Raw genomic sequence first — 12,341 nt, forward strand, 5'->3', positions numbered from 1 at the left:
ATGAAATACAGTCAGTGAAAAATTTCATCGCTTATTTGTGTGAAAAAGAATCCTCTTTGAAGTGATAATAGCATTTGATCTATTCCTAGTATCAGTTATTGTAATAAGAAGGATATTCTATTTTCAGAACCGCAATGAAAAATTTAGACTTAAAAAAAGTTGATAGACACTTAAATCATGAAGATAACGATAGACTTCATGTTTATATTTTCTGGTGCTTTATTATAGTTTTTATGGTTGCGGGAGTTTTTTTGTTTTTTAATGATACAAAGGAAAAGGTAGAAGATAAATCTCCAATTAGTATATTATCTCCGACAACAGCGCCCTCTACTAATGAAGTATCAAATGACTACGAGGGTAAGGATATAAATACAATGCAGGAAAAAAATAATATCGAGCCAGCGATTAGTTTAGTCATCGCTAACCTTGGGTTGAATAAAAAAGGTAATGAGTGGGTTTATAATTTACCAAAAGAGGTAGTTTTAGGCTTTTCTCCATATGCTGATGAAGTTTCTGGGCTAATTGATGAGGCGGATAGGAGGGGGTATGAGACGATATTGCACATTCCCATGCAGCCTGCTAATTATCCATTTGTTAATTTAGGGCCTTATTGTTTGCTTGATAGCTTTGATGATAAAGAAAATATATCTCGTACTGACGCTGTATTAGCTAAGTCCAGTAAGATTAAAGGAGTTTATACTAGTCCTGATGAAGTCTTTACTGAGTCAGAAAGTGATTTAAAGACTTTCTTAAATGAGTTAAATTTTAAATCAATTGGAAGAAGTAAGTTTTTATTTCTTTATCATGATGAAAAAGTTATTAAGCAGATAGATTCTTATGCAAAGAGCCTAGGTTTACCTAGAGTTGTAGCAGAAAAAATTGATATATCTGTTCCAGATGATGTAGATTTAAAGGAGCTAAAAAAGAATTTTCAGTATGCAGAGTCTATTGCTAAATCCAGGGGTGGAGCTATTATATTAATATATTCAGATGCAAATTATACCGATCATGTATTTGAGTGGTTGAGTAAATTGTCAAAAAATGGTATAAAGTTAATTCCTATTGATGCTTTATTTAAACGTTCAAGAGATCATGATCATAAAGAAGAGATCCTTTTTATGATTAATGACAAAAAGAACAAAGACGATTCCAAGATCAGTAATGCAGTCCAGCCTTAAAAGAGTAGTTGATTTTTTTTGTTATAACATAAGAACCTGTTATTCATTTAGAGTTATATGCGCCATCTTTAGTGGGGTATTGCTTACTTTGGCATTTGCTCCTTTTAATTTTATATATGCGGTTCTATTTTCTTTCTTATCTTTTATATATTTAATCGAATTCAGTGCCACAGATAAAGTTCTGAAGAGATTTTTTCACAGGCTTTGCTTATGGTATGGGGCATTTTCTCACCAGCCTATATTGGATTTCTTATTCTTTATTGTTTGAACCGGAAAAGTTTGCTTGGCTAATTCCTTTTAGTGTAGTTTTAATACCTGCACTGATGTCTTTTTTTATCGGTCTATTTACTATTTTTATATCCTATTTCATAAACAAGAATGGAGATAGAATATTAATTTGTTTGATTTTTGCGAGTGGCTGGAGTGTGACAGAATTAGTTCGTGGTCATGCCATATTTGATTTTCCTTGGAATCTATTAGGATATACCGGAGCATCTTTTGAGTATTTTTCACAAATTGCTTCTATCATAGGTGTTAGAGGAATGGGCTTTCTTATCGCGCTTGCTGCTGTTATTCCCTATACTAAAAAACTATCACCTATTTTAATTACATATTGCTGTATAGGTATATGCTTTCTTTATGGCTATCATAGGCTTACTGAACAACAGGCCGCGGATGTTAATGACCAAATTATAAAATTAAGGCTTGTTCAGCCAAATTTTCAGCAGGTTCATTTTGGAGATGAAGAGAAAAGACTGGAATTTTTGCTCAGGCTTATTGAGATGTCTAATGAAAACGGATATCAAGATCGTGATTTGACCATATGGCCAGAATCTGCTTATCCTTTTTTGATTAATAATAATCGAGGATTGTTCGAAGTTCTAGGTAAAGTCGTAAAGTCAGATTCTGCATTGGTCTTTGGTGCGGATAGGTACGTAGACCACCTTAAGAAAAGTTATCTTTTTAATTCAATGATATCTATTTCTAAAGCTGGGCGTCTAGTTGACTATTACGACAAAAAAATTCTTGTGCCGTTTGGAGAGTATATGCCTCTTAGGAAATTTTTACCTATTTTGAAAAAGGTAGCCAGCGGGGCTTCAGACTTCTCAAAGGGTGACGCTTTTAGCCTACTACATGTTGATCAAGTTGGTAAGGTTATGCCGTCGATTTGCTTTGAAATTGCGTTTGATTCGTTATATAATAGAGAGTTAGTCAAAAATGCATTATTTATTTTAAATATTACTAATGATTTATGGTTTGGTGATAGTATAGGGCCGTATCAGCACTTTACTATGTCAAGGATAAGGGCTATAGAGTATGGGCTTCCTCTAGTTAGGGTTGCTAATACTGGTATTTCTGCAGTCATAGATTGTTACGGACGTATTCTTTCAATTTGTGAGCTAAATGCCGCCGTAGTTGAAGACTTTAATCTGAGAGTAACTCGTGCGTTTTCGATTTATACTGAGTATAAGTTGAAAATGGTAATACTAGCTCTTATAGGGCTAATTATGGCCATTGCATCTGTCACTTTTTTATTAAAGGTGAGGAAATATTAAAGTTCTATTAAAAAAAATGTAGTACTGACTAGATTTTGCGTATGATTTCTGTATTAATATACAGGTAACTTATTGGGAAGGTTGAAGTTTATTATGTCTGAAAAAGAAAAAGATTCAGGAGCTCGTTTTATAGATTTAAATGTTGAATCAAAGTTACGAGACAAAAAAATTGAAAAAGATACAGGTGCTCATTATGTAGATTTACATGTTGGAGCAAAGCTGAGAGAGAAAAGGAGGGAAAAGGGAGTGAGTCAAGATGAGCTTGCTAAGGCTGTTGACTTAACTTTTCAGCAGGTGCAAAAATATGAAAAAGGCTTAAATAGAATAAGCTGCAGTAAATTGCATGATTTTGCTAGGTATTTGAAAACTGATATTAGATACTTTTTTCAGGGTTTAGGTGATGTTTTTTACCCTTTTGCAGAGAATACTAGTTATTCTCTAGGGGAAGTCGATTTTGACTTTAATAAAGAAGATATAAATGCTGAAATAGTTGAATTAGTAAAAGCATTTAAAAGTATAAAAGATCCAAAGATACGATATAACATATTGAATTTGGTGAAATCGCTTGCTTGGCATTAACACATTTTGATTTCTTATTATAATTTTGAAAAGCATCTAAACTGCTTATATCCTTGAATTATAGTAGGGAGTATTGAGTCTAGGAATTTAAATATGAAAGATTTGCATAAAGCACTTGGCAATGCCTGGTAATTATAGACGGCAACAAGATGGTATGATATCTTCATAGTAGAATTGGTGAAGTAGAAATGACAATCAAGTGTAAATATTGCGGCTCTAGCGAGCAGGTGAAGAATGGTGTGGTATAGGGACAGCAAGAGTTAATAAGGGGTGCAAGAATTGCAAAAAGAATTACCGAGAAGTGATAAGGCGGCAGAAATACACTATGAATGATAGACTTAAAACCTAACCTTGAGGACTGCGGGATTAGGACGATAGAGAGACTGACTGGAATCCATAACAGCCAAATATCTTCATGGATCGAAGGACGGGGGGCGCTATGTGCAAGAAAAGTTAGATAAGAGCTGCAGCAGCACAAAGTCACTTAAGGATATCGAGGTCCTAGAGATTGACGAGCTGTGCACATATAGAATGGAAGTGGGAGTACACCTTTATATGGATTGCTGTTGATAGAGGAGCGGGTGAAATTATTGATTTTGAAGGTAGGTGACGGGAGCAAGGCAACCCACCTGAACCTGTCATTTAGGCTTTGAGGAACGTTATAAATGAGCATGTACAGATGATTACAGCGTTTATGAATACTACAAAAATCTCCACGCACCATAACAAAACAAAGGCTGGGACATCAATTATTAATATTCTTAAGGTTATGTTCTTTGGCGCCCTTTATAGATATAAAACCGTGCATTTGCTCTTCTACTTTATTTTTTTAAGGATGGAGTATGGTAGCAATGCCTCTTCTTATATTCAACTAAATTCTTTTTGGCAAAAATAAATATTATTTAACCCCAGTTTGAGGTAAGTTTTAAAGAAATTATCTGATATGGCTTCAAAGAAGCTGTGTAACCATTAAGTTTCTCTCAATTTCACGATAAATAAGGAAAGTGGTTCCCCTAGTAGAAATATTTTGTTTGATTGATGATTTTTGCAAGCGACAACTCACGTACCAAAGATCCTTAAGAAACTCGCAGAGACAAAGGGAACGAGAGTCTGGGATGATGCTTTCCGAAGTTATAACGATCCTCGTTTTGTTTCATTTGAGGGCATTACCGGATTCAAAGATTTTTACCTAAACTGTGTTCAAATCTCTCTCAGAGAGGAATTGCCGAAGCTTATCAGCTACAATCGCTTTGTTGAGCTGATGCGAGACGCGGTCATCCCGTTGGTCATTCTGCTGAATTGCTGCAAAGGGAAACAAACAGGTACGTTGACTCAACAAAAAGCTGGAAGGTTTGTCATAACTCACGTACTAGCCGTAATAAGGTCCTTAAAGGCATCGCTCAGCGTGGGAAAACGTCGACCCGGATGGTTCTTTGGCCTCAATGATCAAGGAGAGATTATGTCATTCACACTGACTTCGGGTAATACAGATGATCGAGCCGTTGTCGAAAAACTGACTCAATATTTGACAGGCCTTCTATTCGGAGATCGGTGGTATATAAGCAAAAACACTGAGCAATCAAGGTATTGAGCTCATCACACGGCTTAAGAAAAACATGAAAAACAAAACCCGCTTGCGGCTTTTAAACAACTGCTTCTTGCAGGGCGTGGGTTGATTGAAACAGCCATCGGACAATTGAAAGAGATTTGACAAATCCAGCGCCACGGCATCACTTGCCAAACAATTTCTTGGCAGGGCTCTTGGCTTATGTCTTCAAACCCAATATATCTCATGGAAAAATAGGCTCACGGGCATACTCCTTACGTCAAACTGAGGTTATACTTAGCAAATTGTGGCAGAGTATTATTATCTTTAGAGAGGGAATCAATTTCATGGTACCACTCATAATTATTGCATATACCTTGACTATAACTCTTAATGACTTCTTTGATAATCCAAGCAGTAAGTCCCACTCCTGAATTCAAAGCTATTGATCGTAATGCATCTAAATTTAGGGGTTTAGATTGTTCTTTTGCATAATATTTCATAGCTTCAATTATAGTAACAGTAATAGTCGCAGTAGCAATAAATAGCAAAATCAGCTATCGACCAACAAATAAGCGGTGCAACTATTGATGGATTCTTTAAAGATAGCTCATGAGGTTTATCTAATTGATTTAATACCTCTTTTTCTTGAGACATATAAGCAAAATCTCCAGCACTCAGAATAGCTTTCTTATCATCTAGTAAGCTCTTACCACAATAATCTAATACTCTCTCAAATATCTTTCCATTACCAGATATAGCTGCTAACTGTAGCAAATTAGGGTTAGTCATTACCGCACTCTTCGGCAACTGAGGGGTATGTTTTGTTATAACAGTGTTCAAGGCTTCTATATCATGCTTCATGACTGCATTTACTGCGGCTATTTTACTTTCATAATTAAGAACAAATTCAATTTTGGCAACCCTAACTTCAAATTCTTTTAGTTTTATACCCGTAACTTCTAAGTCTTCTTTGTCCAATTCACCCTCATTTAGTAGATTTGCTTGACGCATAATAATCTCTTGAAATTCTTCTCTAACTTCATAGTTAGGAGTAACAAATACACAAGAGAGTTTATTGCAACTAGTAGCGGTTAGGTAGCCTTCATAAAATAATAAATGCGAGGACAGCTCTTCTAGAATATAACGATACTTGCCATTCTCGTTTTCATACTGCCGGATCAACGAAATGCTACGAACGAATCCAAACTCTTGCTCTTTACCAATTATTAAGGCTGCAGCTTTATCTGCTAATTTCTTGGTGAATCCAATACGTAATATCTTTTCAAGCATTACCCTGGATCCGCTATTTACCCAATAACTCTGTGGAATCAAGGCAGGATCTTGTTTCAAATAATGATGAGACATAAAGGTCTCATGAATCTGAGATTTTAGCTGTTCTGTAATTTTTTGCAAAGAATGATCACCGATGTCCTTAAGAGGAAAATCGATTACTGGATATTTCCCTTGGTGACTCATGTATTTACCACCCTTCTACATCAGCTATCTTAAGCCTGTTGTAATGTGCGATACTTCCATTACCTAAGACTGCCTGGCCGCCTATAAATAATACTCTATTTGAATTATTTATAACTGGGTCGCCATATTGGTCAACTTCAACATTTAAAAATCTCTTCAGCATATCAAAGTTTAGAGATTTACCCCACCTTCTCGGCCTGGTGATTGGCGTTAAATACGACTTAAGGTCTATAACATGCTGTATAAAGAGAGACTTATCTACATAAATCTCGCTGTCAGTGATAAAACTTTTTAAAGTCGTCTCTGCCATATCTGTTTCTTATCATTTTTGTATTCTAACATTAATTATCGTAACGGATTATAGCAGTACTTAAATAAATGTCAGCTCTGTTACACCTATTCAACAAGAGGTAGCCTGGTGTTCTTTAAACTTTAAAAATACGATTCTTGATAATCAGTTAATATTGATAATGCTACCTTTCTTTCAGTGTCCGAACAAAATTTATACTAAGAACCGATTTACTTTTTCGAGTAATTGTTATATGTTGCCAAGCCAATAGTAATTATTTATCTGCCCTATTTGAATTAGGGTATAATTTTAGAAAAAGGTGACGGATTATGTCAAGAGTATGTAATATCAATGGTAATAAAGCTGTGATGTCTGGAAACAATGTTTCTCACTCTAACCGCAAGACCAGGCGTAGGTTTTTGCCTAATATCCAAAGCTTTGCTCTTTGGAGCGATGCGTTAAACAGGGTTGTAAGATTATATATGACAACTAGTGGAGCAAGGACCGTCGAACATAATAATGGCATAGACAATTATTTGCTCTCAACAGCAAATAGCAAGCTCACAAAAGCTGCTTTGCTTATCAAAAAACAAATTAAAAGCGCTATAGCAAAAAAGAATCCTGAATTAAATGCTTAAATAAAATGCATATTGGCTGTGTAATTGATAAATTATCTACTTATGCAGTGCAGGCCTTTGAGCAGTTATCTCCTTTATATAATATTTTAGACGTCGAACATTGCTCCAAGCAAGATTTTGATGTGATATTAACGCTAGGTGGCGATGGCGCTATGCTTAAAGCATTGCATAGCTTTATGCATAATAACATACCGATTTTTGGCATGAACCGGGGCTCAATTGGGTTTCTCCTTAACTCTTATAGCACAGACGATCTCATATCTAGAATTCAAAAAGCTAGTACAGCAGTACTAAGCCCTTTAGAAATGAAAGTTATAGATAAAGACGGGAAAACGCATTCTCATCTTGCTATTAACGAAGTATCTTTAATTAGAGAGACTCACCAAGCTGCCAAGATTAAAATTAATGTTAATGGTGAGCTAAGATTAAATCACTTGGTCTCAGACGGTGTATTGGTCGCAACCCCAGCAGGCAGTACAGCTTATAATTATGCAGTAGGTGGTCCAATTATACCGATCAATGCTAATGTTATGGCTTTAAGCCCGATCAGTCCATTTAGACCTAGGCAGTGGCGGGGCGCTCTTATACTCAGAAGTGACGCAGTACAATTAGAAGTGCTTGAAACTGGTAAAAGGCCAGTAAGTGCAAGTGCTGATTCAGCTGAAGTTAGAGATGCAAAATTTGTTGAAATCAAAGAAAGAAGCGACATAAAATTATCCGTTCTTTTTGATTCTGATGATAAGCTGGAAACTAGAGCTATTAAAGAACAATTTATTTAACTAATTAGAGTCTAATAATGAGATTATTCTGGGAATACCTAAAAAGTACACTAATTGCAGTAATCGCTGCACTAATTTTTCGCTCTTTCTTTTTTGAAGCCTACAAAATACCTTCCAGCTCTATGACTCCAACACTTATGATAGGAGATTATCTCTTTGTTTCAAAGTACAGTTATGGTTATAGCAAACATTCTTTCCCTATAGCGTTAGATAGAATCAAAGGAAGATTTTTTGCCAAGCAACCTGAAAGGGGCGATATCATTGTTTTTAAGTCGCCGCATGCAGATGACGATAGATATTATATAAAAAGATTAGTAGGCCTGCCCGGCGATAAGATACAGGTCAGAAATGCCGTTGTATTTATCAATGATACCGCAGTAGAACGAAAAAAAGTAGGTGTATATCATCCTCTTTATAAAGACGAGCCCCAAGGAATTTTTAATTGTTACGAAGAAACGCTTCCAAACGGTGTAAGATATAATACTCTCGATGCTAATTTTAGATTTCACAATGAATTTCCAGACCAGACCGCAGTTTATCATATCCCTCAAGGTTATTATTTCATGATGGGAGATCACCGCAATCGTTCTGTAGACAGCCGCTTTTTGTCCGACATGGGACTTATACCAGAAGAGAATCTTGTTGGAAGAGCTCAAATATTATTTTGGACTAGGGATTTTTCTTTTTGGAAAATTGTGACACAATTTAAATTGGATCGTCTCTTCAATAGATTAACTAATGACAATACCTTACACCTTCCGCAATAAAAAATTATTAGACAAAGCACTTACCCATCCAAGCTTTACTAAAGCTAGTCAAGTCGGTGAAAATGATTATGAACGTTTGGAATTTTTTGGAGATAGCATTTTATCTATGGTGATCACTGAATTACTATATAAAAAGCATATCAACGCAACAGATAGCAAGTTATCTATTATGCATTCTAATCTTGTTAATTCTCAAAGCTTAGCAAAAGTTGCAATTAGTATAAATCTTGGTAAATATCTTATCATGGATGAGGGTGAGGAGATTGCTGGAGGTAGAGATAATGTTAAAAATCTTGAAAACGCTATGGAGGCATTGATTGCAGCGGTTTACCTAGATAGTAATTATGAAACAGTTGCAGCTTTTATAAAAAAGTTATGGCGGCCACTACTTAACGACAAGAGTATTGGAGAAAAAGATAAAAAGTCTCTTCTTCAAGAATGGGCACAGCGTGACAATGGAGCTTTACCTATCTATAAAATTGTCAAAAGAGAGGGAGTAGCGCATTCTCCTACCTTCACGATATCTGTGACCGCTCATGATATGCAAGCAATTGGAATAGGTAAGTCTAAAAAAGAAGCTGAGCAGAATGCAGCAACGGCGCTATTAAGCCAAATTAACGAACTAGAAAAGAAAAACTAACATATGCAAAAAACTTTAGTAATAGCTCTCGCAGGCTGCCCAAACGCTGGTAAATCTACATTAATTAATAAAATCGTTGGACAAAAAATTGCCATTGTAACTTCAAAATGTCAAACCACAAGATTTAATACTAAAGGCATTACAAATATAGATGATACTCAATTAGTTTTTATAGATACTCCTGGCCTCTTTAAACCAAGCAGGCCCTTAGAAAAAAGTATAGTAAAACAAGCCAACTTAGGGTTAGAAGAAGCTGATCTTATATGTTTTATAGTGGATGCAACATTTGCCAAAAAACAGGATTTCTCAAGCATATTAAAGCAATTGCAAACTTTGAAAAAGCCTATAATTTTATTACTTAATAAAGTAGATGCCCTTAAAATTAAAAGCGAATTATTGCAATTATCACAAGACATGAATCGTCTGTATGACTTTGACTCTACTTTTATGATTTCTGCTAAAAAAGGTACCGGAATAAATGAAGTGTTAAATTATATACAGGCTAGGGCAATAGAGGGGCCTTGGTTATTCGATCAAGATATTGCAAGTCACATTACCGATAGAAACTTAGCAGAAGAAATTACTAGAGAAGCCCTATACTATGCACTGGGTGCAGAGCTGCCTTATGCTTTGGAGGTACAAACTGAATTATGGGAAGACAAAGAGGACAGTAGTGTTAAGATTAACCAAGTAATTCATATACTTAAGGCATCGCAAAAGAAAATTATTTTAGGCACCCGGGGGCAGAAATTAAAAAGTATAGGTCAGCGTGCCAGAGAGCAAATAGCAAAAATTTTGGAGCGGAATGTACATTTATTTCTCTATGTTAAAGTTAAGCCGGACTGGATAGAGCGAAGTGTTGCTGGATTTGGCAATTGATTGGTACTTCTAATTATAATAGCTATTTTGAAACTTTGATTAAGAGCGTACTCGCGATAAATTTTTCCGCAGGCAAACCAAAATAATCCTTGAAACATCACTGCCCCGATGGGTATCCCCATTACTTCTTCGCGCAAGAAGCTTGGAGAGTAGCATAATTTTTATGCTGGGGTTTAATACCTGTTGTATCAATTGAAGCATTGGATGGGCTTATTCTGAAGCCTATGGTTATGAAAGAGGTGCCCCATAGGGTTTGGACACCGCTCTTTTGGTTAGAAGGCCTATCTTTGAGCAGCAGCGAAGGGAAGCTTCAGCGGCTTGGCGCTTTAGCAGTTTTCAAAGACCCTCCAGTAAGATGTTGAGTGATGATCTGCTTTGAAAAGCTCGGTTGCTTATGGTCCGCCTTGCAAGCGAAGCTTGCAAAGGGGCAGAAGGTAGGCCATTTTCCATTGCAACTCGCTTTATCTATAGTTTTCTTAGAGGGAAATCGCCCATCTGTCCCTATCACCCCTTAATTTATAAGCAGTATACTTGCTTTATAGTACTATTGCCTTTGCTGCTCCCATGTTTCAAGGTAAGAGTCAAAACTCACTATTACAACTAAATTAATTAGACCAACCTTGGTTTAAGATTAAATTATGCCCTAAAGTCAATTCTTCATCTAACCCAAGAATAGCAATGGCTGTATATCCGCTATGAGCATCCTTATTGCTCACTCCATGCCATATTCTAGCTGCCATATGACCCTCTCTTTAGCCATCGGGACACGGAGCTCTATCTCTGCACCTTTTACAATCAGAAAACGAGCTTCATTGTTCAGAAGAATAGCAATACTCTACCTCACTAGAATCAATCTCTCGGTCATGACAGAAGAGAACCACCTTATCACGCTCACTGTTAAAGTGCCTGATAAGGCTAACTTTCTAACTATTAAAACCTCAGTTTGACGTAAGGAGTAGGCCCGCGAGCCTATTTTCCGCGAGATAGAGGGTTTATCGGGTTTGAAGACATAAGCCAAGAGCCCTGAGAAAGAGGTCTGCCAAGAAATTGTTTGGCAAGCGATGCCGTGTTGTGCTGGATTTGTCAAATCTCTTTCAATTGTCCGATGGCTGTTTCAATCAATCCACGCCCTCGCAAGAAGCAGTTGTTTAAAAGCCGCAAGCGGGTTTTGTTTTTCATGTTTTTCTTAAGCCGTGGGTGACGAGCTCAATACCTTGATTGCTCAGTGTTTCTGTTAACCCCAGTTTGAGGTAAGTTTTAAAGAAATTATCTGATATGGCTTCAAAGAAGCTGTGTAACAATTAAGTTTTTCTCAATTTCACGATAAATAAGAAAAGTGGTTCCCCTAGTAAGAAATCGGCCATCCCGTTAGTCGTTCTGCTGAATTGCTGCAAAGGAAAACAAACAGGTACGTTGACTCAACAAAAAGCTGGAAAAGGTTTGTCATAACTTACGTACTAGCCGTAATAAGGTCCTTAAAGGCATCGCTCAGCGTGGGAAAACGTCGACCCGGATGGTTCTTTGGCCTCAATGATCAAGGAGAGATTATGTCATTCACACTGACCTCGGAATACGGACGATCGAGCCGTTATCGAGAAACTGACTCAATATTTGACAGGCCTTCTATTCGGAGATCGGTGGTATATAAGCAAAAACACTGAGCAATCAAGGTATTGAGCTCATCACACGACTTAAGAAAAACATGAAAAACAAAATCCGCTTGCGGCTTTTAAACAACTGCTTCTTGCAGGGCGTGGATTGATTGAAACAGCCATCGGACAATTGAAAGAGATTTGCCAAATCCAGCACCACGGCATCGCTTGCCAAACAATTTCTTGGCAGACCTCTTTCTCAGGGCTCTTGGCTTATGTCTTCAAACCCGATAAACCCTCTATCTCGCGGAAAATAGGCTCGCGGGCCTACTCCTTACGTCAAACTGAGGTTAAAAACGAAAGCGGAAAGGATTATATGAGCAGTCAAATTAAAGATTCGGCCATTAATTTCAGTTAAC

The 12,341-nt window shown here is 36.7% G+C and carries 17 protein-coding genes and 1 pseudogene; 14 read left to right on the top strand and 4 right to left on the bottom strand.

Annotated features, from left to right (window positions below):
* Positions 1-134: 134 nt before the first annotated feature.
* From MIDI_RS05145 to MIDI_RS09100, 7 genes and pseudogenes are all read left to right on the top strand, one after another.
* Positions 135-1,178 carry a divergent polysaccharide deacetylase family protein gene (locus tag MIDI_RS05145; RefSeq protein WP_013951517.1) on the top strand — a complete coding sequence of 348 codons (1,044 nt, stop codon included), beginning with the start codon at positions 135-137 and terminating at the stop codon, positions 1,176-1,178.
* A 200-nt stretch (positions 1,179-1,378) separates the two neighbouring features.
* Positions 1,379-2,734: pseudogene (lnt, locus tag MIDI_RS05150) on the top strand (apolipoprotein N-acyltransferase); the annotation flags it as partial.
* A 93-nt stretch (positions 2,735-2,827) separates the two neighbouring features.
* Positions 2,828-3,313, top strand: coding sequence for a helix-turn-helix domain-containing protein (locus MIDI_RS05155; RefSeq protein WP_013951519.1), 486 nt, complete (start codon positions 2,828-2,830; stop codon positions 3,311-3,313).
* 329 nt (positions 3,314-3,642) lie between these two features.
* Positions 3,643-3,774 carry a hypothetical protein gene (locus MIDI_RS09870; protein WP_272940951.1) on the top strand — a complete coding sequence of 44 codons (132 nt, stop codon included), beginning with the start codon at positions 3,643-3,645 and terminating at the stop codon, positions 3,772-3,774.
* Positions 3,755-3,883 (top strand): hypothetical protein, encoded by a 129-nt coding sequence (locus MIDI_RS09875; RefSeq protein WP_272940952.1) that lies wholly within the window; start codon positions 3,755-3,757, stop codon positions 3,881-3,883. Before MIDI_RS09870 ends, MIDI_RS09875 begins: the two co-directional genes overlap by 20 nt.
* Positions 3,884-4,358: 475 nt before the next feature.
* Positions 4,359-4,904, top strand: a complete 546-nt coding sequence (locus MIDI_RS10620; RefSeq protein WP_052567728.1) for a transposase — start codon at positions 4,359-4,361, stop codon at positions 4,902-4,904.
* Between the two features lie 116 nt (positions 4,905-5,020).
* Complete coding sequence (locus MIDI_RS09100) at positions 5,021-5,293, top strand: hypothetical protein (RefSeq protein ID WP_202795463.1); 273 nt, start codon at positions 5,021-5,023, stop codon at positions 5,291-5,293.
* A gap of 73 nt (positions 5,294-5,366) precedes the next feature.
* Here the strand turns inward: MIDI_RS09100 and MIDI_RS05170 are convergent, their stop codons facing one another.
* Positions 5,367-6,338 (bottom strand): hypothetical protein, encoded by a 972-nt coding sequence (locus tag MIDI_RS05170; protein WP_013951525.1) that lies wholly within the window; start codon positions 6,336-6,338, stop codon positions 5,367-5,369.
* 4 nt (positions 6,339-6,342) lie between these two features.
* Positions 6,343-6,648: an AAA family ATPase gene (locus tag MIDI_RS05175; RefSeq protein WP_013951526.1), complete on the bottom strand. Its 306-nt coding sequence runs from the start codon at positions 6,646-6,648 to the stop codon at positions 6,343-6,345.
* A 308-nt stretch (positions 6,649-6,956) separates the two neighbouring features.
* Between MIDI_RS05175 and rpmB the strand changes: the two genes are divergently transcribed.
* The 5 genes from rpmB to era are packed head-to-tail and all read left to right on the top strand — an operon-like array spanning position 6,957 to position 10,330.
* Complete coding sequence (rpmB, locus tag MIDI_RS05180; protein ID WP_013951527.1) at positions 6,957-7,265, top strand: 50S ribosomal protein L28; 309 nt, start codon at positions 6,957-6,959, stop codon at positions 7,263-7,265.
* A 5-nt stretch (positions 7,266-7,270) separates the two neighbouring features.
* Positions 7,271-8,044, top strand: a complete 774-nt coding sequence (locus MIDI_RS05185; protein ID WP_013951528.1) for an NAD kinase — start codon at positions 7,271-7,273, stop codon at positions 8,042-8,044.
* Between the two features lie 17 nt (positions 8,045-8,061).
* Entirely contained in the window at positions 8,062-8,811 is a 750-nt protein-coding gene (gene lepB, locus MIDI_RS05190; protein ID WP_013951529.1) for a signal peptidase I, read from the top strand.
* On the top strand, positions 8,783-9,451 hold the full coding sequence (rnc, locus tag MIDI_RS05195) for a ribonuclease III (RefSeq protein WP_013951530.1): 669 nt from the start codon (positions 8,783-8,785) through the stop codon (positions 9,449-9,451). The genes lepB and rnc overlap by 29 nt, the downstream gene beginning before the upstream one ends.
* 3 nt (positions 9,452-9,454) lie before the next feature.
* Positions 9,455-10,330, top strand: coding sequence for a GTPase Era (era, locus tag MIDI_RS05200; RefSeq protein WP_013951531.1), 876 nt, complete (start codon positions 9,455-9,457; stop codon positions 10,328-10,330).
* Between the two features lie 605 nt (positions 10,331-10,935).
* Here the strand turns inward: era and MIDI_RS09880 are convergent.
* Both MIDI_RS09880 and MIDI_RS08720 read right to left on the bottom strand, forming a co-directional pair.
* Complete coding sequence (locus MIDI_RS09880; RefSeq protein ID WP_272940953.1) at positions 10,936-11,070, bottom strand: hypothetical protein; 135 nt, start codon at positions 11,068-11,070, stop codon at positions 10,936-10,938.
* Between the two features lie 95 nt (positions 11,071-11,165).
* Positions 11,166-11,417, bottom strand: a complete 252-nt coding sequence (locus MIDI_RS08720; protein ID WP_160162287.1) for a hypothetical protein — start codon at positions 11,415-11,417, stop codon at positions 11,166-11,168.
* Between the two features lie 298 nt (positions 11,418-11,715).
* Here MIDI_RS08720 and MIDI_RS10625 point away from each other — a divergent pair, with 298 nt between their 5' ends.
* Positions 11,716-11,991, top strand: coding sequence for a transposase (locus tag MIDI_RS10625; protein WP_237697355.1), 276 nt, complete (start codon positions 11,716-11,718; stop codon positions 11,989-11,991).
* A 97-nt stretch (positions 11,992-12,088) separates the two neighbouring features.
* Positions 12,089-12,340 (top strand): hypothetical protein, encoded by a 252-nt coding sequence (locus MIDI_RS07435; protein ID WP_192805743.1) that lies wholly within the window; start codon positions 12,089-12,091, stop codon positions 12,338-12,340.
* Position 12,341 lies beyond the last annotated feature (1 nt).

This window comes from Candidatus Midichloria mitochondrii IricVA (assembly GCF_000219355.1).
Lineage (GTDB): Bacteria > Pseudomonadota > Alphaproteobacteria > Rickettsiales > Midichloriaceae > Midichloria > Midichloria mitochondrii.